Source organism: Salinigranum halophilum (assembly GCF_007004735.1).
In the GTDB taxonomy this organism is placed as follows: Archaea; Halobacteriota; Halobacteria; order Halobacteriales; family Haloferacaceae; genus Salinigranum; species Salinigranum halophilum.
In genome coordinates this window covers 552,726-572,439 of sequence record NZ_SSNL01000005.1, presented here as the reverse complement: position 1 = coordinate 572,439, position 19,714 = coordinate 552,726, and the positions used below count along the sequence as shown (strand labels likewise).

Here is a 19,714-nt window from a genome sequence, read left to right as displayed (position 1 = left end):
CGAGCGGTGGGGTGGCGGCCCGGTCAGCGGTCCTCGGTCAGGAGCACCCGCAGGATGTCACCGTAGGCGGGGCGCGTGAGGAGCACGCCGACGAGCACACCGAGGATGGTGAAGATGGCGAAGCCCTGGAGGTCACCGAGCGAGAGGACCGCGAGCGGCGACATCGCGATGACCGTCGTCGCCGCGGCGGCACCGATGACCCAGAACGCCTTCCGGAAGCGGGACTGGAAGATGCGCCGCGACGTGACGTCCCCCTCGGCCATCACCTCGTCGGCGATGATGATGAGGTCGTCTACTCCCGTGCCGATGACGGCGATGAAGCCGGCGATGGCGGGGAGGTTGAGCGCGTAGCCGATTCCCGCGGCGAACCCGAGGAGGATGAGCACCTCGGAGAACGCGGTGACGATCATCGGGAGTGCGACCTTCGCCTCGCCGTAGCGGACGAAGACGACGGCGGCGACGGCGAGCACCGCGATGATGCCGGTGATGACGGAGTTCACCTTGAAGTTGTCACCCTGGCTCGGCGAGATGAACGAGGAGGTGCCGCCGTCCTCACCTTCGAGGTCGAGTTTGGCGGGCAGTTCGCCGGCGCGGAGGTTGATGGAGACGCGCTGTGCCTCCGAGAAGTTCCGCGTGGTGAGCTGGAACCCGGGGTCGTCGGCCCAGCCACCGGCCTGCATGCTCTGGGCGAGCCCCGGCGACATGCCGAACGAGTTGACGACCCGGTCGTCGACGACGACGAGGAGACACGGCTGCGTCGTGTTGGGGCTCTCCTCGAACGTACACGTCGACCCGCCGGGCCGGGCGACGCCCGTCTCGACGACGGCCTGCTGGAACTGCGTCGCGGCCTCCGGGCGCACCGTCACCGGGACGAACGGTCCGCGCTCGGACTCCTGGGCGGTGCCGATGTTCTGGAAGTCGTCGCCCGTGAGGACGCCCTCGCGGGTGGTGTACGACCCGTTCTGTCGGTAGTAGATGTCGACGCGGACTGCCCCACGCGACTCGACGAGGTCGACGACGTCGGAGCGGTCCTCGTTCGGCACCTCGACGAGGATGAAGTGCCCGCCGGTGGCGGTCGTGACCTGCTGGACGGTCCCGCCGGAGAGGCCGGCCTCGTTGATCTTGTTCTGGAGGACGCGAACGACCTCCGCGCGCGTCGGCTCGGTCACGCCGTCACGTGCAGTCTCGTACGACAGCCCGAGGGTGTCGAGCGTCGACGCCAACTCCTCGGTGGTGACGTTCTCGGCCGTCACCTCGACCGTGGCCGTCGACTGTGCGGTGCGGCGGACGATGACGTCGCTCGGGGAGGCGGCCTGCATCTCGCCGGCCACGTCCCGCGCGACCTGCCGGGTGTCGCTGTCGTTGATGTCGACGCCCTCGGCGGTGACGCCGACGAGCGGCGCGCGGATGCGGGTCCCGCCGGAGAGTTCGAGGCCGTACTTGAGGTTCGTCGGCCCCTCCGTCGCTGCGTTTCCGTCGCCCGTCCCGCCCACCGTGGGCGAGAAGAGCGCGAACGTCGACGCCAGCAGGACGATCACGAGGAGGACGATGCGCCAGTTCTCGCGAATCGAGGACATCAGCGCGCCACCCCCTCGAACTTGTACCATCTGAGGAGCGAGAGGTTCAGCAGGTAGGTGTTCATGAGGTCTGCGGTGAGGCCGAACACGAGGACGATGCCGATGGCGGCGAGCAGCGAGATGCCGAACAGCGTGGCGACGATCGTCATCACGATCATCGCGGCGATGGACGTGAGCGTCATCGTCACACCGGTCCGCATCGCGCGGTAGGTCGACTCGTAGAAGTCGCCCGACCGTCGCAGGATGTGGTTGTTGAGCAGGATGTCCGAGTCGACGGAGTACCCGATAATCATCAACAGCGCCGCCACGGTCCCGAGCGAGAGCTCGATGCCGAGGAGGTTCATCAGCGCGACCGGGATGACGATGTCCGAGAACGCCGAGATGACGACGGCGATCGAGGGGACGAACGTCCGGAACATCAAGAAGACGAGGACGCTCATCCCGACGAACGCGATGACGATGCCGAGGAGCGCCTGGTTCTGCGTCTCAGAGCCGAACGCGGCGGAGACGGCGTCGATCGAACGTATCTCGAATCCCGCCGACTCGGCCTGTTGTTCGATCTGTGACGTCGTCGCTGCGCCCGACTGGAACGTGACGATGTACGTCCCGTCCGACGGGACAGACCGGATCGACTCCGGCTGCGCCTCGAACGCCGCGCGGATTTCCTGTTGGGCCTGTCCCTCGGGGGCGTCGACGGAGATGCGAAGCTCCGTCCCGCCGGTGAAGTCCAGGCCGGGGTTGACCGGCGATCCAGTCACGACGGTCCACCCCGCGATGACGAGGAGGGCAACAGCGAGTACCGCGAGCGGTATCGCCGCGAGCTGACGATTCGTGTACCGGGTGTAGTCCACCTCCGGTACGTCGAACTCGACCATGTTGCTCGGTGTTCCTGCCCGCCGAATAAGCCTTCTTATGTGCAGTTCCGTGCCGCGTGTGCCGCGGGCCCCAGCCATGGGCCCCAGCCACGGGACGGCTCGGGGTCGTCCGGCAGCGTGTGAACCGTCCGGTCGGGCGGTCAGTCGAGGGCGTGGACGGGGGCCTCCGACGGCGACGGGGGCGGTCGTTCGGCGGGCAGATACCGCCGGAGGTAGTCGTGGCCCCGGCGGATGCACTCGAGCGGGTCCACGGCGTGGCCGTTCTCGAACAGCACCCACTCGACGCCGTTGCGGTCGGCGGCGGCGACTGCGCGTTTGAAGTCCACCTCGCCGTCTCCGGCGTTCACGAACGCCGGCCAACCGCCTGGCGTGTACCCGTCGCGGACGAGGTCCTTCGCGTGGACGCGTCTCACCCGGTCCCCGAGCAGGTCGAGCACGGCCGCCGGGTCGTACCCCTGCTGGTGGAAGAACGTCAGGTCGACCTCGAACGCCACCGTCGGTGACACCTCGCGCACGAGGACCCCGAAGGGCGTCCGCTCGAGGAGCGTCTCGACGGTGTTGTCCTCGGTCGCACCGAGCGCGATGAACGCCGTGTCGAACAGTCGGTTCCGGCGTCGGAGCAGTTCGTCCTCGACACGGCGGAGGTGTCGGACGGGCCCCCCGTCGAACGGCAGGCGGTCCGTGAGCCGGAGCGAGGGGACGCGACCGAGGACGCTCCCGTCGAACAGCGGGACCATGTCCCAGTGGTTCGGGTGGTACAGGAGGTGACACCCCCGTGCATCGAGCGCTTCGCCGACGGCGTTCAGCCGTTCGACGAGGGTGTGAAGGCGCGCCGTGGTGCGGAAGTTCGACTCGGGGTGGTACGGGATGACGAACGTCTCGACGCCGACAGCCCCGTACTGTGCGACGAGGCCGTCGAGGTCCGCCTCGAGTTCGTGTAGCCAGACGTGAACCCCGACCCGTTCGAGCCCGGTCGCCTCGAACGCCCGGTCGACCGCCTCGGCGTCGAACGTCTCGTGGATGCGGTGGACGAGTTCGATGCCGTCGAAGCCGGCGTTGCCCGCGGCCCGAATCATCTCCGGCAGCGACACGTCGAGTCTCCGGAGGGTGAAGGTGGCGAGCCCGAGTTTCGGTGTCGTCATACGACTGCACTCTCCGTCGGGTGCTCGCGTAAGTATGGTGTGGCGAACGGCGTGACGAACGGTGTCGTGAGCGTGGGCCGGTCGAGGTACGGTCCGGAGTGCGACGAGACGGAGCAACCCACAGCCGAGGCGGTGCCGTCCCGACGTTCGCTGCCACCGGCTGTCACGGTTAGTCGACGCGTTACCATGCTCGTCGCTGGTGTAGCTGACGCAATGTCCCAGGCCACGCAGACACGGTCTGCACTCCGCTTCCGTCACGAACGCATCGACGACAGCCCGCCGTGTGGCAACCTGTTCACCTGTCTCCCCACCGACCTCACGGGCAACGGGCTCCCCGACGTCGTCGTCACCGGGTCGGGTCGGACGGCGACACTGTCGCTTCCCGGCCGGACCATCAAACTCGACAACGTCCCCGGGCTCAAACACCTCTACCGCCGCCGTGAACCGAACGTCTTCTGGTACGAGAACCTCGGGGACGAGTGGAAGCGCCACGTCATCGCTCCTCGCGGTGGCCTCTACGCGCTCGGCGGCACCCTCGGTGACATCGACGGAGACGGCCGCGTCGACCTCGTCGTCGGCCAGGCGCTCGGCGAGCGCGGCATCTACTGGCTACGACAGCCCGACGACCCTCGCGAGACGTGGTCACTCCACCTCGTCTCCGAGCGCTTCGAGAAGTACCACGACCTCGCGCTCGCGGACGTGGACGACGACGGCGACCTCGAACTCGTCGGCTGTTCACAGCGGTCGGAGACGGTGTTCTACTACGATATCCCCGACGACCCTACCGTCGAACCGTGGCCCGAGGAGAACCTCCACATCGTCTGTGAGGACCTCCACGTCGAGGGGCTTCTGGTGGTCGACATCGACGGCGACGGCGCGACCGAAATCGTCGCCGGGCCGAACGTCTTCCACCGCGACGGCGAGGGGTGGACGCGAGCGGTCGTCGCCGAGGGCTGGGAGTGGACCCGCCTCGCGGCCGCCGACCTCGACGACGACGGCGACCTCGAACTCGTCATCGCCGAGGGCGACCGACCGTACAACGGCGACGTCCTCGGCCGCGTCGCGGTGTTCGACTTCGACGGCACCGCCTGGCAGCCGACGGTCCTCCACGACCAGCTGTCGAACCCACACTCGATCCAGGTCGCAGACTTCGACGGCGACGGTCGCCTCGACGTGTTCGTCGCCGAGATGGGGCTCCAGACAGAGACCCCCCGGCAGTTCGTCTTCCGCAACGGCGACGACGGCTTCGAGGCGATTCTCGTCGGGACGGGGGTCCCGACCCACGAGGCGAAGGCGGTCGACCTGACCGGCGACGGCCGCCCCGACATCGTCGGCAAGTCGTACCACCCCTCCGAGCACGTCGACGTCTGGTACAACGAGACGGCGTTCTGAGTCGCCCTCGACTCCCCGACTCCTGTCGCGGGTATCTGCGCCGCCCGCGCTCCGCTGGTCGGGGGACGAGCGCCCGTCTCCGCACCTCCACGCCGGTCGCGGTTTAGTATCGGCTTAAGAACTGTCGACCACCCCGAGACCCCCCGGCAGTATCGCCCTGTCGCCGTCGGTGATTCCCGTTACGTCGGCCATAACAATGCCGCCTCCAGTGAGAGTACGACCACGTCCGAAGTGGCCGTCTCGCCTCGATGGGTACACACTCGAGAAGAACTGCGCCTCGCGGATCGATACCTACCTACACTCATCATGTCTCGAATCACCACACTCGTCCAGCGGCTCATCCCGAGCGGCGGAACGGGCCAGCGTGCCGCCAAGAGTGCCGTCTGGCTCTTCGGACAGAACATGGTCGACCGGATGCTCCCGCTGGTCCTCCTGGTCATCCTCGCACGCCTCGTCGGTCCGCTCGAACTCGGCCTCGTCGGCATCGCGCTCGTCTCGATGAGCGCGCTCCGCAGCCTCACGGAGGTCGGACTGAACGAGGCGCTCATCCAGCGCGTCGAGGACAACGTCGACCGCTACCTCAACACCGTCCTCGCGATGGAGGTGGCCCGCGGCGTCCTCATCTTCGGGGTGTTGTTCCTCGCCGCCCCGTTCATCGGCCGCCTGTTCGACGCCCCCGCGGCGACGCCGCTCATCCAGGTGATGGCTGTCTCGGCGGTCCTGCGCGGCCTCAAGAACCCCGCCGTGGTGTACTTCCAGAAGAACCTCGAGTACCACAAGCTGTTCGTCTACAACACCGGCGGGACGCTCGCGTTCTTCTTCACCGGGCTGGCCCTCGCGCTGTGGGACCCCTCCGCGTGGGCGTGGGTCGGGGCGTTCCTCGCGGCCGACGTCGTCCGTCTCGTCTCGTCGTACGTCATCCACGACTACCGCCCCGGCATCGGCTTCGACCGCGAGGCGGCGGGCGACCTCATCCACTTCGGCAAGTGGATCACGGGGTCGTCCATCCTCTACTTCCTCTACAACGAGGGTGACGACGTCTTCGTGGGCTGGCTGCTCTCGCCCGTGGCGCTCGCGTACTACCAGTACGCGTACCGGATGTCGAACGCGCCCGCAACCGAGCTGAGTCAGGTCGTCGCCGGCGTGATGTTCCCGGCGTTCTCGAAGTTCCAGACGGACGTGAAGCGGCTCCGCGAGAGCTACTTCACCACGATTCGGCTGGTGTCGTTCGTCGCCGTCCCGATGGGAATCGGGTTCGCCGTCGTCACCCCCGCGTTCGTCGAAAGCGCCTTCGGTGCCGAGTGGCTCCCGATGGTCGTCGCGATGCAGGTGCTGGCGCTCTACGGTGTGTACCGCGCCATCGGCAAGACGATGGGCGCGCTCTGGAAGGCCGTCGGTCGCCCCGACTACATCACGAAGACCTCGCTGCTCAAGGTGCTCGTCATCGCGGCGTTCATCTACCCCGTGACCGTCCGCTGGGGCATCACGGGAACCGCCGTGTTGGTGCTCGGGGTGAACCTCCTGGTCAGCATGCCCATCAACCTCTACATCACCGCGAAGGTGCTCGAGACCACGAGCCTCCGCATCCTCTCGGAGACCACGTACCCGCTCGTCGCGAGCGGCGTGATGGCCGCGGCGACCTGGTACGTCGGCCAGGCGCTCGTCCTGCCCGCGTGGGTCGAACTCTGTGTGATGATCGTCACCGGCGGCGTCGTCTACGCGGCCGCCGTCCTCGCGCTCGACCTCGGCACGAACTGGGGCATGCGCGCGAACCTGCGCCAGCTCGTCGCCAGCGTCGTCAGCTGAGCCCGAGCACGCCGGCCGGCGTCTCTGTCCTTCGAGACTGGTTCGTCTCGGTCGGTCCAGCGCCAACACGCTCTTTTCCCGCGACCGCGTACGGACGTGTATGAGCTTACAGGCGACGCGCGTCATCCTCTCGTACCCCGACGCCCTCTCGCAGTGGGGCCGCGACCAGGTCGAGACGCCGCGATACAAGGGGTATCTCCGGAAAGTCGTCGACGACCTCTCGGTGGGAGCCGAGTTCGAGGAGTTCGCCGACGTGGGGTGTTGCGGCGACTCGCTCGACATCCGCTTCCGTGTCGAGGACGTCGAGGGCGGCGAGGAGATGGGTCCGGAGACCGAAATCACGTTCACGACCCGCGTCGCCGATCACGAGGGTGGATGGAAGGTCCAGAGCGCCGCCGGCCCCAACGCCGAGAGCGGACGAGGGGCGTGAACGGCCCCGCGTACAGTGACGTACGTTGTCACACGTTCCGAACCGGACACTGAAGGGCACTGTTTCGACTGGAGGTGACGACCGCCGACGTCCGCGGGCAACTATATACTGTCCGGAGTGGACTGTACTCGATAGAGACCGAAGGGCACCGCTTCGACTGGAGATGACGGCCCGGCAGGGACGAACCGCTGACGGCCGGCCGAGGCTGCGGGCGGGGACCGGACGCCGCGGCGACGCCCCCGTGTGAACGGTCGTCGTCGGGACCGGTCAGGGACGGAAAGGGTACTGTTTCGACTGGAGATGACAGGAGGGGAGCACCGAGCGTGCGTCGTGGCCGCGGCTCTGCGACGGCCAGCGAGCGGTCAGTAGTTCACAGTGAAAATAAATAACACACCGAGTGGAAAGGCCACTGTTTCGACTGGAGTTGACCGTCACTCCGGCGCGCGGCCGGCCTCACGCAGGTGCGCGTGGAGACGTTCGGCGATGGCCTCGGCGAACGCCTCGTCGTTGATGTCGGTGTCGAGTTCGAGGAGGTCGACGTCGTCGTCGACGGTCTCGCGGAGGGCGTCGAACAGCGCCGCGTCGGCCTCGGGGTCGTAGAAGTCTTCGCCCTCGACGGCGAGCATCGAGACGCCTCTCAGGGGAAGCGCGAGCGTCGTCGGGCCGGTCGCGGCGTTGAGTTTCTCGCCGATGATGCGGCCGAGTTCGGCACACTCGTCGGGCGTGGTCCGCATCAGCGTCACCTGTGGGTTGTGGACGTGGAGGTTCCGCCCTTCGAACTCCTCGGGCACCTCCTCGCGCGGGCCGAAGTTCACCATGTCGAGCGCGCCGGTAGAGACGACCTGCGGCGTCCCCGTCTCCGCGGCCGCGTCGAGTCGAGTCGGCCCCGCCGAGAGGACACCACCGACGAGTTCGTCGGCCCACTCGGTCGTCGTGACGTCGAGGACGCCGTCGATGACGCCCTCTCGCACCAGGTTCTCCATCGCCATCCCCCCGGTGCCGGTGGCGTGGAAGACGATGGTCTCGTAGCCCCGCTCTTCGAGCCAGGCCCGGGCGTGTTTGACACAGGGGGTCGTGACGCCGAACATCGTGAGGCCGACCGTCGGCCGCTCGTCGACCTCGACGTCCGGTTCGTTCGACACCATGCCGACCATCGCGAGCGCCGCGTTCGAGATGACCGTTCTGGAGAGTTGATTCAGCCCCTCGATGTCGGCGACCGAGTACAGCATCATCACGTCGCGCGCCTCGACGTACGGCCGGACGTCGCCGGAGGCCATCGTCGACACCATCAGTTTGGGGACGCCGTACGGGAGCGCCCGCATCGCCGTGGTGGCGACCGAGGTGTTGCCCGACCCGCCTAGGCCGAGCACCCCGTCGAGGACGCCGTTGTCGTGCAGACGCTGGCAGACCGCGGCGGCACCCTCCCCCATGACCTCCATCGCCGCTCCGCGGTCGGCGGACTCGCGGAGTGTCTCCAGTGACTCCCCGCCGGCCGCGGCGACGTCGCTCGCGGGCGTGTCCGGCTCGAAGCCGGGGTCGCCCATCACGCCCGTGTCGACGACGTGGACGCCGGCGCCCTGTGCCGCGAGGACGTCGCGGGCGAACCCGATCTCTTCGGCCTTCGTGTCGAGCGTTCCGACGATGACGACGGCCATCAGAGGTCGATCTCCTTGAACTCGCGGGCCTGGTTCTCGATGGCCTCCTCGGTCGGGAGCCGTTCGATGCTGGACGCGCCGAAGAAGCCGACGACGCCCTCGGTGTTGTCGAGGACGTACGCCGCGTCGTCGGGCCACGCGATGGGGCCGCCGTGGCAGATGACCATGACCTCGTCGTCCACCGCTTTGGCGGCGTCGTGATGCGCCTGGACGCGCTCGGCGGCGTCGTCGAGGTCGAGCGCCGTCTCCGCGCCGATGTCACCGGAGGTCGTGAGGCCCATGTGGGAGACGACGACGTCCGCGCCGGCCTCGGTCATCTCGCGGGCTTGCTGTTCGCTGAAGACGTACGGACACGTGAGCATCCCCTTCTCCGAGGCGGTGCGAATCATCTCCACCTCCTTGTCGTACCCCATCCCGGTCTCTTCGAGGTTCTGTCGGAAGCCGCTGTCCTCGTCGATGAGCCCCACCGTGGGGAAGTTCTGCACGCCGGAGAACCCACGGCGCTGGAGGTCGTCGACGAACACGTCCATGTCGCGGAAGGGGTCGGTCCCGTTGACGCCCGCGAGGACGGGCGTGTCCTCCACCACCGGAAGGACCTCGTGACCCATCTCCACGACGATTTCGTTCGCGTCGCCGTAGGGGAGCAACCCGGCGAGCGACCCGCGACCGTTCATCCGGTAGCGCCCGGAGTTGTAGATGATGAGCAGGTCGACACCGCCCCGCTCGGCGAACTTCGCCGAGATGCCGGTCCCTGCACCGGCACCGATGACGGGGTCGCCCGCGTCGACGGTTTCTCGTAGCCGGTCGAGCGACTCCTCGCGTGTGTATTTCATTGCCATGGCCACTGACACCAATTCGGAGGGCGAGCATTAGTGTTGCGGGGAGGACACGTCGGCGCTCGATACGGGGGACGACGGACACCGCAGGGGCCGTCCTGGGACCAGGTCTCGACTCGCACGAAACAGTTAATCCGGCGTCACGTGTGGTCCGAGACGCATGTCAACGCATTACATCCAACCGGACGACGTCGACACACAGCAGTTCGACTGGGGGACGCTGAAGTGGATGGCGACACCCGAGGTGTGTGGGTCGGAGCGGTTCAGCGCCGGCGTCGTGCAACTCGAACCCGGGAAGGGACACGAACTCCACACCCACCCCGACAGCGACGAGATTCTCTACGTCGTGGGCGGGACGGGCGAACAGACCGTCGACGGCGACACCCGTGACGTCGGCGCGGGCGAGATGGTGTACATCCCCGCCGGCGTCGAACACGGCACCGTGAACACGGGATGGGAGACGCTCACGCTGCTCGCGGTGTACGCACCACCCGGCCCCGAAGACGTCCTGGCGGACCTGCCCGACTGCACCATCGTTCCGGCAGGCGAGATTCCGACGCGCGACTGACGCGCGGCGGCGTCTCAGGGCATGTAGCGGACGACGACGACGCCCGGCTCGGACCTGATTTCGACACGGGCGACGCCGAGTCGGGCCGCACGCGAGAGCGCTCCCTCCCTGTCGGCGAGGACGTCGTCGACGGCCTGCTCGGTCTCGTCTTCGGGGACGGTGATGACGTGGAGTTCACCCGTGCCCGCTCGTTCTCTCCGCGTGAGGTCACCGACCGACTGGTCGGCGGCGATGTCTCGCGCCAGCGTCGTCGGGGACTCCGAGGAGGTCTCGACGGAGAGCCGCCACTGGCGTTCGATCTCGGCTAGCCGCCACGAGACGTTCAGCGGCGGCTCGGGTTCGACGGTCCCTTCGACGGCCTCGTCGGCTTCGACTCCCGGGTTCGACGAGAGCGTGTGGACCTGCCCGCTCGTTACGTCCTTCAGGACGGCCGACTCCTCGTCGGCGGCGGTGACGAGGAAGGTGCCCGTCTTCTCGGTCGCTGCGGTCCGCTCGTCGGCACTCATTGTCGGACGGAGGCGCGGGCGACTGTTCACCCTTTCGTCCCGGCGCGGGGTCGATGGCCCCCTCAGCGGAGGAGCCGATGGACGGCCAGGATGAGCCCCGAGGCGACGAGCGGGGGGACGACACCCGCCACCTGCGGCAGCGCGTACAGCGTCTCCACGAGTGGTGCGACGGCCGACGGGGGTGCGCTCTGTTGGTCCGCCGGGACCGTGATGACGAGCCCCACGTACAGCGAGGCGATGAACAGGTAGCCCGCGAGCGAGAGCGCGAGGTCGTACCGGGCGTCGGCCCCCTCGCGTCGGCGGTGACGGCGGGCCACGAAGAGCACGGGGGCGACGAGCGGTGCGACGACGAAGAGGCCGACCACGACGTAGAACGCCCGCGAGAGCGTGAGCGACCCCCCTTCGATGGCGGCCGTCTGGGCGATGAGGACGACGAGCCCCGCGCCGAACAGCAGCGTCACCGCTCCCGCCGCGAGCGCGCCGACCAGCACGTAGCTCCGGAAGAGGAGGGAACGGCTCTGTCGGAACGCGTAGGGGAACGCGCCGAAGACCCCGCGATAGCCGTCGGTCATACCGGGCGTTAGGAGTCACGGAGGTTAACCGCCGCGGTCCTCGGGTGGACGGGGCTCCGTCGATGCGCGGCTATATGTCACTCCGGTGCGACTAGTGTGGGTGAGATGGGTTCCGTCGAGAGCGCTCCAGGCGAGAGTACCCCGGGCATCGGCGACAGAGTGTCGTCGCTGCTGCCGGGACTCGAGCGGTGGAGGGACACGAAGAACATGGGCCACGTCCGGCTGCGTGCCGACGTGGCCGCGTACCGCGAGGAGTTCGAGACACTGGTCGCACGGACGAACGGCGACGGCACGTTCTGGCAGCGTGACGTCACCGACCTCCTCGACGAGGTCGACGAGGCGCTCGAACGTGGACGCGTCGAGGACGGCTGGCGGCACTTCCACGCCGCACAGCGCCTCGAGACACACGGGCTCGAAGCGCTCGACGAGGCCGAGGGGACCAACGCGCTCGAGGCGCAGGCGACGGCCGTCCGTGAGGAGGCACTCGACACCCTCGGGGGGTGGCGGAAACGGGCGGTCGAGGCGTTGCTCGGCCAGCACAGCCTCGACGCGGACGTGACCGGCGAGGACCTCCGTGTCGCCATGACGGTCCTCCACGAACAGTACGAGAGCGTTCACCTGAAACAGCACTACCTCCAGCAGCAGTTCACCCAGCTGTTCCAGCTCGGAACCGTTGCGGGTGTCGTGTTCATCGTCTGCACGCTGGCTCCGACGTTCCTCGGGGTGGAGTTCTTCGAGCCACCGTTCGACGTCGCGACGACCGACGCTGCTGCGGCAGCGACGGTGACGAGCCCGGGCTTCGCCGTCTTCGTCGCGCTCGCGGGGATGATCGGTGCGTCGTTGTTCGGGATGCGGTCACTCCAGAAGCAGACGGTGTCGACGAAGGTCGCCCAGCGAATCACGGGTCTGGGGCTCACCTGGGCACGTGGCCTCATCGGGGCCATCTCGGCGCTCGTCTTCTACTTCTTCCTCCAGACGCCGTTCACCGGCGACTTCGGGCAGTTGACACCGGCGGTGATGATCGTCGTCGGGTTCGCCGCGGGCTACTCGGAACGGATGGTCTCGCGGGCGGTCGAGACAGTGTCGGGGGCGACCACCGAGCCGAAAGAGTCCTGACCGGAGTGACCGGCACGTACTTGTCGCTCCCCTACGCGGGTCGAGGTGTATGTACGTCGACATCGGGAACGCCGTAGAGGCGACACCGGGCGTCTCACGCGACTCGCTCGAACGGCTCGACGACCACGTGGCAGCGGCACACGAACGCATCGAAGCGGGTCGGCGCGAGAACGAACACGGCTACGCGGCGCTGAACCTCCCCGAACGCGTTGACACGAACGCGATTCACCGGGCCGTCGAACCGTTCGAGGACTGCGAGGCCTTCCTCAACGTCGGTATCGGTGGGAGCGCACTCGGGGCGGCCACCCTCTCGGCGGCGCTCGATTCGGACGTCGACGCCTACTACCTCGACAACGTCGACCCGGTCCACACGAGCGCGGTTCTCGACTCGCTCCCCCTCGAGAACACGGTCATGAACGTCGTCTCGCGGTCGGGAACCACCGCGGAAACGCTCTCGACGTTCCTCGTCGCCCGGGAGGCGATGGACGCCGCGGGCGTGGACTGGACCGAGCGGACGCTCGTCACCACCGGCGAGGAGGGGAACCTGCGCCGACTCGCCGACACGCACGACCTCCCCTCGCTCCCGGTCCCCGACGGCGTCCCGGGTCGCTTCTCGGTCCTCTCGACGGTCGGCCTCGCGGCTGCCGCCGTCCAGGGACACGACCTCGAAGCCCTCCTCTCCGGCGGTGCCGCGGCGTCAGAGTCGCTCTCGGGGTCGCTGTTCGACTCACCCGCCTACGCCTACGGCGCGGTCTCGTACGCTCTCGCCGAGCGCGGCGCGCTGACCAACGCGATGATGCCGTACGCCGAGTCGCTCGAGTACTTCGCGGAGTGGTTCGCCCAGCTGTGGGCCGAATCGCTCGGCAAAGACGGCCTCGGGCAGACGCCGGCCCGCGCCCTCGGCGCGACGGACCAGCACTCACAGCTCCAGCTCTACCGGGCCGGCCCCCACGACAAGATGGTCACACTCGTGCGCCCCCGCGAGTACGACGACCTGGGCATCCCGGAGACGGACCTCGACGGACTGTCGTACCTCGGCGGCTCGTCGCTCGGCGAACTGCTCGACGCCGAGTTCGAGGCCACCGAGGCGTCGCTCGCGGCCGCCAACGTCCCGAACGTCCGCATCGAGATCGACCACGTCGACGAGTACGCCCTCGGCGAACTGCTCTACTCGATGGAGGCCGCCTGCGTTCTCTACGGGGAACTCGCCGGCGTGTCGACGTTCACCCAGCCCGCGGTCGAGTGGGGCAAGCGGGCCGCCCGCGGCCTCCTCGGTGGCGGCGACTTTGAGGAGGCGGCGGCGGTCGAGAACAAGCGCTCGATCGAGATCGACTAGGGCGTCGCTCCCGCCCCGACGTCGACAATCGGAGCCTTGAACCGCGCGCAGTTCGAATTCACCGGCAATGGAGTCCACGACAGGGAACGCCCGCGGGGCGATGGCCGACCGCTTCGCCGGGCTCGTCCAGGCGGTGCTGGTGGTGCTGTCGGCCTTCCTCGTCGCGGCGGCCGTGGTCGCGCCGACGTCGGCGTGGCTCGTCGACGTCGGTCTCCTCGCCCAGGAGAGCCTCGCACTCAACGTCGCACGGACCGTCCTCCAGTTCGTCGGGTTCGTCGTGGCCATCGTCGGCTTCCTCGCCATCACGGACACGTGGGACACGCTCCACCTTCGTCGGCCGACGGTGCGGACGCTCCTCCTCTCGGGGGCCGCGCTCGTCGCCCTCCTCGCGATGCAGTTCGGCGCTGGTTTCCTCTTTCAGGCCGCTGGCGTGTCGTTCGGCGAGAACCAGGTCATCACCCAGGGCAAGGAGGCACCGGTGTACTTCCTCTACATGATTCCGGTGTCGCTGTTGCTCGTCGGTCCCATCGAAGAACTGCTCTTTCGTGGCGTGGCACAGGGCGTGCTCAGACGGGGGTTCGGCGTCCGCGCCGGGATCGTCCTCGCGAGCGGCCTGTTCGGACTGGTCCACTGGGTCGCCGTCTCCGGCGGTCCCATGGAGAAGTTCGCGTACGTCTTCATCGCCGCGGTGTTGGGGATCGTCCTCGGCGTGCTGTACGAGCGGACCGAGACGCTCGTCGCGCCCGCACTGGCCCACGGGGTGTACAACTCCGTGCTGTTCTTGATCCAGTACCTCGGCGCGACCGGGGCGGTCTGAGAACCGGGACCCGCCGGGAGAGTCCGTGGCGCGCGCTGGTGCGGTCTCCGTACCGCGCCGGCACCGCGCGAGGGACGAGTGAGTGACCGGAGGGAACGAACGAATCGGCTGGGGAGAGTGTGGTTGCGGTCTCACCGAGATACCCGTCCTCAGTACGTGACTTCTCCCACGACTGAAGTCGTGGGCTTTCTCCTCAAATCTCTGTAACGAACTACGACGGGTTCTTGCGCGCCAGGTCCATCCCGCAGATCGGACACCGCTCTTTGTGTTCGTCGAACTCGCGGCCACAGCCCTGACACTGATAGCGCCACTGCCGCTCTTCGGTGATACCGTCCTGACTGACGACGTCGCAGTCGACGTCGAGGCGTGCGGCGACGTTCTGCATCGCGTAGTCGTCGGTGACGAGGGTCGCGTCGAGTTCGAACGCCGCGGCGACGAGGCGGGTGTCGGTGTCGGAGATGACGCCCGCGTCGCCCGTCTCGCGGGCGGCGCGGCGGACCTTCGCGATGGTCCCTTCGGTGGGGATGTGGACGTGCATACCGGCACCTTCCATCGCCTCGAACCGCATCGCCGCGGAGCCCTCCAGTTCGTCGCGGACGGCGGGAATCGACGCGGTCTGGTCGTCGGTGTGGTAGTCGTTGATGAACGCCGACGAATCGAGAAGTCGCATCGCGCTTACTGGGAGACGACGATGTAGTCTTTGACCGCCTGCACGTTCCCGACGGGGACGTGCAACAGGTTCTCGTCGTCCAGTTCGTAGTCGCTCGACACCTCGAGGTTCGGTTCGACCAGGAGGTCGTGCAGTTTGCCGGTCTTCAGATCCATCGTGATGTTGTACAGCGTCCCGAGTTCGGCCCCATCCGAACCCATGACGGCCTTGCCCGAGAGGTTCTCCGCGAGTACCATACGCCCGCTATGTGAGCGCGGTACTATAAACACCACGGGGGCGGCAGACGGGCGTCAGACGCCGGGACGACGGCGTTCGGGCCGACCGGCGGCGTTGCCGCGGCCGCCCTCATCTGTGGGCGCTTCACGCGGTGGCCGGGAGGGGGCCAGCGGGCTTATTACTGCCAGACCGTATACCTGGATAATGTCAGAGGACGCGCGGACACGACGGCGGTTTCTCCGCACGGCTGGGGCCGGGGTAACGGTCGCAGCAGCGGGTTGTCTCGGCGGACTCACGGGCGGGAGCAGCGGCGGGTCGCTCAAGCTGCTCGACTTCGCGTACGTCTATCCGGACGGGATGCTCCAGCGGTTTGAGGAGCGTCACGGTGTGACGGTCGAACTCCAGTCGACGGGGAGTTCGGCCCGCTCGCTCTCGTTGCTCCGGGCCGACCGCTCCGACCACGACGTCGTGGCGCTCGGGAACTACGCGGTCACGCCGGCGATAGACGAAGGGCTCATCCAGCCCGTCGACCTCGACCAGGTCCCGACGTACGACTCGGTGTTCGACTTCCTGAAGCGGGACTACTTCGAGCGGGACGGGCAGGTGTACGGCGTCCCCCGGAGCTTCGGGCAGACGCCGCTCGTCTACAACACCGAGGTACTCGACGAGGCGCCGACCTCCTGGCGTGTGCTCTGGGACGACCGGTACGAGGGGCGCGTCGGCGGCCGCGACGACGCCCGGCTACAGTTCCTCTACTGTCGGGCGGCGAACGGCCTCTCGCCGCTGAACCCCACGAGCGCCGCCGAGGTCGACTTCGACGAGATGCGTGACCTCCTCACCCGACACGTCGAGCTGTCGGGCGGGCTCTGGGGCAGCGGCGGTGACTCCGTCTCCCTGCTTCGGAACGATCAGGTGGCTGTCGAGCCGGCGTGGAACTACGTCACCTACTCGCTCCAGCAGGAGGGGTTCCCCGTCGAGCGTGTCTATCCCGAGGAGGGCACGAAGGCGTGGTTCCTCCAGCTGTGTGTCCGCGAGGGGGCACAGAACGCCGACCTTGCACACACGTTCATCAACGACTGGCACGAGTGGATGGGGTACGAGGCGCTGATGGAGCCCTCCCACATCGCGGTGCCAAACGAGCAGACCTTCGAGGACAACGACATCCCGCTCGCCGAGTACGGTCTCGACGACCCGAACCGGTTCATCTACGAGGACCCGAAGCCGCAGTCGCTCGTCGAACAGTACACGAAGACGTGGAACGAAGCGAAGAACCGCGCCGGATGACCGACGGGACGCCCGAGACCGAGGCGGTGCTCGAGTCGCGCGGCCTGACGAAGGTGTTCGGCTCCGAGACGGCGGTCGACGACGTCTCGCTGTCGGTCGCGCCCGGCGAGTTCGTCGCCCTCCTCGGCCCCTCCGGCTGCGGGAAGACGACGACGCTCCGGATGCTCGCGGGGCTGGAGACGCCAACCGAGGGACGCGTCCTTCTCGACGGGGGCGACGTGACGGCCCGCCCCGCGAACCGGCGGGACGTCGGCCTCGTCTTCCAGGACCTCGTGTTGTTCCCCCACATGAGCGTCGGCGAGAACGTCGCCTACGGGTTGGCCCGGGCGGGCGTCGACCGCGACGAGCGCGACAGTCGGGTGGCCGACATGCTCGACCTCGTCGGTCTCGGTGGGTTCGGCGAGCGTGACCCGACGTCGCTCAGCGGCGGGCAGCGCCAGCGGGTCGCCCTCGCCCGCTCGCTCGTCACAGAGCCGCGTGTCCTCCTCCTCGACGAACCGCTGTCGAGCTTGGACCGCAGCCTGCGCGAGGAACTGCAGACGGAGCTCACACGCATCCAGCGCGAGGTCGGCACGACGTTCCTCTACGTCACCCACGACCAAGAGAGCGCGATGACGATGGCCGACCGCGTGGCCGTGATGAACGATGGGCGGCTCGTCGAGACGGGCGCGCCGGAGCGACTCTATCGGGAGCCGGAGACGGCGTTCGTCGGACGGTTCTTCGGCGATGCGGCCGTCGTCGAGGCCGTGGTCGCGGGTCCGGACGCCGTCCGACTCGGCGGGGGTGTCGTGCCGGCGGCGGGAGTGGCCGACGCCGCCCCGGGCGACGCGGTGACGGTCGCCGTCCACCCCGACGACGTCTCGCTCGCGACCGGGAACGCGCCGCTCTCGGGGACGGTCCGAACGACCGCCTACCGCGGTGGTCACTACGAGCACGCCGTCGACCTCGCCGATGGTGTCACGCTCCGTGCGTGGACTGCCGAGACGCGTCCACCGGAAGCCGCCGTCGGCGTCACGGTCGAGCGGGTCCGAGTGGTCCGCGACGAGTCGAACCGACCCGACGTGGTCGAGAGGACAGCGTGACCAGGGACGGAGCGGACGCGGCGGGTCGGCGCGCCGACGGTGGGACGGACGTGTCGGGGACCACCCGGACTCCTCCGGCGGACCGGTCGGGGCCGGCAGGCGAGGTCGATACGGGCCTGGCTCGACTCCGCACTGTGACGACGCCTCGTCGGCGAGACGCGCTCCTCGCGGCCGCTCCGGTCGCACTCGCGGTCGGACTGGGGCTCCTCCCGCTCTTCGTCCTCTTCGTCGAGAGCCTCTCGCCGTGGCCGACCCTCGCGAACTACGCCGAGGTCCTCGACCCGCTGTACGTCGACATCCTGGCACAGTCGCTCGCCCTCGGGCTGGCCGCGACCGCGGCGTGCCTCGCCCTCGCCTACCCGGTGACCTACTGGCTCGCCCACCGCTGTCCGGGTCGGTACCGCCTCCCGCTGCTCGTCTCTCTGGTGCTCCCGCTGTGGCTCAACTACGTCGTGCTCAACTACACCTGGCGGGAGATACTCGCCCGCGGCGGCGTGCTCAACCTCGTACTGCTTCGGCTGGGGGTCGTGAGCGAGCCGCTGTCGCTTCTCAACACCCCCGTCGCGGTGTTCGTCGGCTTCGTCTACATCTACCTGCCGTACGTCCTCCTGACGATGTACGTCTCGATGGAGCGATTCGACGAACGGCTCGTGGAGGCCGCCCGGACGCTCGGGGCGTCGGCCCCGCGCGTCGTCGTCGACGTCGTCGTCCCCCAGACGCTCGCCGGCGCGGTCGCGAGCGCGCTCGTCGTCTACGCCCGAATCGCCGGGGCGTTCGCCACACCCGAAATCCTGGGCGGCCCGGGGGTCCAGATGATCGCACGCATCATCGCCGACGCCTTCTACGAGACGCTCGACTGGCCGTTCGCCGCCGCGATGGCGTTCGTCTTCCTCGCGGTCGTCGCGGTCGGGTTCGGCCTCGGTGTGCTCTCCCCGGAGGTCAGACGGGAGCTGAAACGATGGTGAACGAACCGTCGGTCGGGGCCGGTCCGTCCGTCCTGGGAACGGTGTGGCGACGGACTACTCCCCGACTCCTCGGTGCGACCGCGGCCGTGACGCTCGTGTTCTTCTACGTCCCCGTCGCACTCGTGGCGTACTTCTCGCTGGCGCCGACGACACAGCCGACGCTCCCTCTCGAGGGAGTGAGCCTCCGGTGGTACCGCGCGGTGTTCGCCGACAGCCGGTTCGTCCGGGGCCTGGCGACGAGCGTCGGCATCGGTGTCGTCGCCGCTATCGGCGGGACGGCGCTCGGAACGATGGCCGCCCACGTCATCGTCAGAGGGCGGCTCCCCCGGTGGGTGCGTGGCGCGGTCGCTCTCGTCGTCGCGCTCCCGCTCTTCGTCCCGACCATCGTCGTCGCGCTCGGCGTGGGTGTGTTCGCCGGTCGGGTCGGCCTCGGCTTCGGCTTCGTGCCGGTCCTCCTGGGGCATCTCTTCTGGGTGCTCCCGTTCAGTACGTTCTTGCTCGCATCACGGTTCGCCGACCTCGACGCGGGGCTGACGGAGGCGGCACGGACGCTCGGCGCGGACGACTGGACCGCGTTCCGGACAGTGACGCTGCCGCTCTTGGCTCCGGCACTGACCGCGTCGGTCCTCTTCTGTTTCGCGCTCTCGTTCAACGAGTTCCTCATCACCTACTTCCTCGCCGGGAGCGGCGTCACCACGATGCCGCTGGAACTGTTCGACAACATCCGCACCGCGCGGGTGTCTATCCTCAACGCCGCGAGCACGCTCGTCTTGGTCGTCAGCGCCGTCGTCGCGTTCGTCGCGTCGTTCCTGGAGCCGCCGACGCGCGCGGAGTGAAACGGACGCACACCGGTGAGGCGGATGGGCTCG

Annotated in this window: 20 protein-coding genes; 11 read left to right on the top strand and 9 right to left on the bottom strand. The window is 68.3% G+C overall.

What is annotated here, in order from left to right; genetic code table 11:
* Positions 1-23 precede the first annotated feature (23 nt).
* The 3 genes from E6N53_RS14975 to E6N53_RS14965 form a co-directional block, all read right to left on the bottom strand.
* Positions 24-1,577 carry a preprotein translocase subunit SecD gene (locus E6N53_RS14975; protein ID WP_142860358.1) on the bottom strand — a complete coding sequence of 518 codons (1,554 nt, stop codon included), beginning with the start codon at positions 1,575-1,577 and terminating at the stop codon, positions 24-26.
* Positions 1,577-2,452: a protein translocase subunit SecF gene (secF, locus tag E6N53_RS14970; RefSeq protein ID WP_142860357.1), complete on the bottom strand. Its 876-nt coding sequence runs from the start codon at positions 2,450-2,452 to the stop codon at positions 1,577-1,579. Before secF ends, E6N53_RS14975 begins: the two co-directional genes overlap by 1 nt.
* A gap of 140 nt (positions 2,453-2,592) precedes the next feature.
* Positions 2,593-3,594 carry a sugar phosphate isomerase/epimerase family protein gene (locus E6N53_RS14965; RefSeq protein WP_142860356.1) on the bottom strand — a complete coding sequence of 334 codons (1,002 nt, stop codon included), beginning with the start codon at positions 3,592-3,594 and terminating at the stop codon, positions 2,593-2,595.
* Positions 3,595-3,807: 213 nt separating this feature from the next.
* On the opposite strand from E6N53_RS14965, the gene E6N53_RS14960 reads away from it, so the two are divergent.
* From E6N53_RS14960 to E6N53_RS14950, 3 genes are all read left to right on the top strand, one after another.
* On the top strand, positions 3,808-4,986 hold the full coding sequence (locus tag E6N53_RS14960; RefSeq protein ID WP_142860355.1) for an FG-GAP repeat domain-containing protein: 1,179 nt from the start codon (positions 3,808-3,810) through the stop codon (positions 4,984-4,986).
* A gap of 306 nt (positions 4,987-5,292) precedes the next feature.
* The gene (locus tag E6N53_RS14955) at positions 5,293-6,792 is read left to right on the top strand and encodes a lipopolysaccharide biosynthesis protein (RefSeq protein WP_142860354.1); all 1,500 of its coding nucleotides are present in this window, start codon (positions 5,293-5,295) and stop codon (positions 6,790-6,792) included.
* A 100-nt stretch (positions 6,793-6,892) separates the two neighbouring features.
* The gene (locus tag E6N53_RS14950) at positions 6,893-7,222 is read left to right on the top strand and encodes a DUF7968 family protein (RefSeq protein ID WP_142860353.1); all 330 of its coding nucleotides are present in this window, start codon (positions 6,893-6,895) and stop codon (positions 7,220-7,222) included.
* A 431-nt stretch (positions 7,223-7,653) separates the two neighbouring features.
* Here E6N53_RS14950 and E6N53_RS14945 read toward each other — a convergent pair whose 3' ends face one another.
* Positions 7,654-8,877, bottom strand: a complete 1,224-nt coding sequence (locus E6N53_RS14945) for a Tm-1-like ATP-binding domain-containing protein (protein WP_142860352.1) — start codon at positions 8,875-8,877, stop codon at positions 7,654-7,656.
* Entirely contained in the window at positions 8,877-9,710 is an 834-nt protein-coding gene (locus E6N53_RS14940; protein WP_136603562.1) for a phosphoenolpyruvate hydrolase family protein, read from the bottom strand. Before E6N53_RS14940 ends, E6N53_RS14945 begins: the two co-directional genes overlap by 1 nt.
* Positions 9,711-9,873: 163 nt before the next feature.
* Here E6N53_RS14940 and E6N53_RS14935 point away from each other — a divergent pair, with 163 nt between their 5' ends.
* Positions 9,874-10,281 carry a cupin domain-containing protein gene (locus tag E6N53_RS14935; protein ID WP_136590884.1) on the top strand — a complete coding sequence of 136 codons (408 nt, stop codon included), beginning with the start codon at positions 9,874-9,876 and terminating at the stop codon, positions 10,279-10,281.
* A gap of 14 nt (positions 10,282-10,295) precedes the next feature.
* Here E6N53_RS14935 and E6N53_RS14930 read toward each other — a convergent pair whose 3' ends face one another.
* Both E6N53_RS14930 and E6N53_RS14925 read right to left on the bottom strand, forming a co-directional pair.
* Positions 10,296-10,787, bottom strand: a complete 492-nt coding sequence (locus tag E6N53_RS14930; RefSeq protein WP_136603529.1) for a DUF5812 family protein — start codon at positions 10,785-10,787, stop codon at positions 10,296-10,298.
* 62 nt (positions 10,788-10,849) lie between these two features.
* Positions 10,850-11,359: a DUF8056 family protein gene (locus E6N53_RS14925; RefSeq protein ID WP_136590882.1), complete on the bottom strand. Its 510-nt coding sequence runs from the start codon at positions 11,357-11,359 to the stop codon at positions 10,850-10,852.
* Positions 11,360-11,464: 105 nt separating this feature from the next.
* On the opposite strand from E6N53_RS14925, the gene E6N53_RS14920 reads away from it, so the two are divergent.
* From E6N53_RS14920 to E6N53_RS14910, 3 genes are all read left to right on the top strand, one after another.
* Positions 11,465-12,475: a hypothetical protein gene (locus tag E6N53_RS14920; RefSeq protein ID WP_142860351.1), complete on the top strand. Its 1,011-nt coding sequence runs from the start codon at positions 11,465-11,467 to the stop codon at positions 12,473-12,475.
* Between the two features lie 49 nt (positions 12,476-12,524).
* Positions 12,525-13,811, top strand: coding sequence for a glucose-6-phosphate isomerase (locus E6N53_RS14915; protein ID WP_136590880.1), 1,287 nt, complete (start codon positions 12,525-12,527; stop codon positions 13,809-13,811).
* Positions 13,812-13,878: 67 nt separating this feature from the next.
* Entirely contained in the window at positions 13,879-14,628 is a 750-nt protein-coding gene (locus E6N53_RS14910; protein ID WP_136603527.1) for a CPBP family intramembrane glutamic endopeptidase, read from the top strand.
* A 211-nt stretch (positions 14,629-14,839) separates the two neighbouring features.
* Here E6N53_RS14910 and E6N53_RS14905 read toward each other — a convergent pair whose 3' ends face one another.
* Both E6N53_RS14905 and E6N53_RS14900 read right to left on the bottom strand, forming a co-directional pair.
* Entirely contained in the window at positions 14,840-15,298 is a 459-nt protein-coding gene (locus tag E6N53_RS14905) for an NOB1 family endonuclease (protein WP_136603526.1), read from the bottom strand.
* A 5-nt stretch (positions 15,299-15,303) separates the two neighbouring features.
* Complete coding sequence (locus E6N53_RS14900) at positions 15,304-15,534, bottom strand: PRC-barrel domain-containing protein (RefSeq protein ID WP_136590877.1); 231 nt, start codon at positions 15,532-15,534, stop codon at positions 15,304-15,306.
* A 184-nt stretch (positions 15,535-15,718) separates the two neighbouring features.
* Between E6N53_RS14900 and E6N53_RS14895 the strand changes: the two genes are divergently transcribed.
* Genes E6N53_RS14895 through E6N53_RS14880 form a run of 4 tightly spaced genes read left to right on the top strand, consistent with a single transcriptional unit; the run spans position 15,719 to position 19,681 of the window.
* Positions 15,719-16,798, top strand: a complete 1,080-nt coding sequence (locus E6N53_RS14895; RefSeq protein WP_142860350.1) for an ABC transporter substrate-binding protein — start codon at positions 15,719-15,721, stop codon at positions 16,796-16,798.
* Positions 16,795-17,880, top strand: a complete 1,086-nt coding sequence (locus tag E6N53_RS14890) for an ABC transporter ATP-binding protein (protein ID WP_142860448.1) — start codon at positions 16,795-16,797, stop codon at positions 17,878-17,880. Before E6N53_RS14895 ends, E6N53_RS14890 begins: the two co-directional genes overlap by 4 nt.
* On the top strand, positions 17,877-18,845 hold the full coding sequence (locus E6N53_RS14885) for an ABC transporter permease (RefSeq protein WP_201741160.1): 969 nt from the start codon (positions 17,877-17,879) through the stop codon (positions 18,843-18,845). Before E6N53_RS14890 ends, E6N53_RS14885 begins: the two co-directional genes overlap by 4 nt.
* Positions 18,839-19,681, top strand: coding sequence for an ABC transporter permease (locus E6N53_RS14880; RefSeq protein WP_142860349.1), 843 nt, complete (start codon positions 18,839-18,841; stop codon positions 19,679-19,681). The genes E6N53_RS14885 and E6N53_RS14880 overlap by 7 nt, the downstream gene beginning before the upstream one ends.
* Positions 19,682-19,714 lie beyond the last annotated feature (33 nt).

Bases quoted from the DNA above. Each gene is read 5' to 3' on its own strand.
- E6N53_RS14925 (WP_136590882.1), bottom strand. From the start codon at position 11,359: ATGACCGACGGCTATCGCGGGGTCTTCGGCGCGTTCCCCTACGCGTTC.
- E6N53_RS14880 (WP_142860349.1), top strand. From the start codon at position 18,839: ATGGTGAACGAACCGTCGGTCGGGGCCGGTCCGTCCGTCCTGGGAACG.
- E6N53_RS14955 (WP_142860354.1), top strand. From the start codon at position 5,293: ATGTCTCGAATCACCACACTCGTCCAGCGGCTCATCCCGAGCGGCGGA.
- E6N53_RS14915 (WP_136590880.1), top strand. From the start codon at position 12,525: ATGTACGTCGACATCGGGAACGCCGTAGAGGCGACACCGGGCGTCTCA.
- E6N53_RS14920 (WP_142860351.1), top strand. From the start codon at position 11,465: ATGGGTTCCGTCGAGAGCGCTCCAGGCGAGAGTACCCCGGGCATCGGC.
- E6N53_RS14960 (WP_142860355.1), top strand. From the start codon at position 3,808: ATGTCCCAGGCCACGCAGACACGGTCTGCACTCCGCTTCCGTCACGAA.
- E6N53_RS14965 (WP_142860356.1), bottom strand. From the start codon at position 3,594: ATGACGACACCGAAACTCGGGCTCGCCACCTTCACCCTCCGGAGACTC.
- E6N53_RS14910 (WP_136603527.1), top strand. From the start codon at position 13,879: ATGGAGTCCACGACAGGGAACGCCCGCGGGGCGATGGCCGACCGCTTC.
- E6N53_RS14950 (WP_142860353.1), top strand. From the start codon at position 6,893: ATGAGCTTACAGGCGACGCGCGTCATCCTCTCGTACCCCGACGCCCTC.
- E6N53_RS14930 (WP_136603529.1), bottom strand. From the start codon at position 10,787: ATGAGTGCCGACGAGCGGACCGCAGCGACCGAGAAGACGGGCACCTTC.
- E6N53_RS14905 (WP_136603526.1), bottom strand. From the start codon at position 15,298: ATGCGACTTCTCGATTCGTCGGCGTTCATCAACGACTACCACACCGAC.
- E6N53_RS14935 (WP_136590884.1), top strand. From the start codon at position 9,874: ATGTCAACGCATTACATCCAACCGGACGACGTCGACACACAGCAGTTC.
- E6N53_RS14975 (WP_142860358.1), bottom strand. From the start codon at position 1,577: ATGTCCTCGATTCGCGAGAACTGGCGCATCGTCCTCCTCGTGATCGTC.
- E6N53_RS14895 (WP_142860350.1), top strand. From the start codon at position 15,719: ATGTCAGAGGACGCGCGGACACGACGGCGGTTTCTCCGCACGGCTGGG.
- E6N53_RS14890 (WP_142860448.1), top strand. From the start codon at position 16,795: ATGACCGACGGGACGCCCGAGACCGAGGCGGTGCTCGAGTCGCGCGGC.
- secF (WP_142860357.1), bottom strand. From the start codon at position 2,452: ATGGTCGAGTTCGACGTACCGGAGGTGGACTACACCCGGTACACGAAT.
- E6N53_RS14900 (WP_136590877.1), bottom strand. From the start codon at position 15,534: ATGGTACTCGCGGAGAACCTCTCGGGCAAGGCCGTCATGGGTTCGGAT.
- E6N53_RS14945 (WP_142860352.1), bottom strand. From the start codon at position 8,877: ATGGCCGTCGTCATCGTCGGAACGCTCGACACGAAGGCCGAAGAGATC.
- E6N53_RS14940 (WP_136603562.1), bottom strand. From the start codon at position 9,710: ATGAAATACACACGCGAGGAGTCGCTCGACCGGCTACGAGAAACCGTC.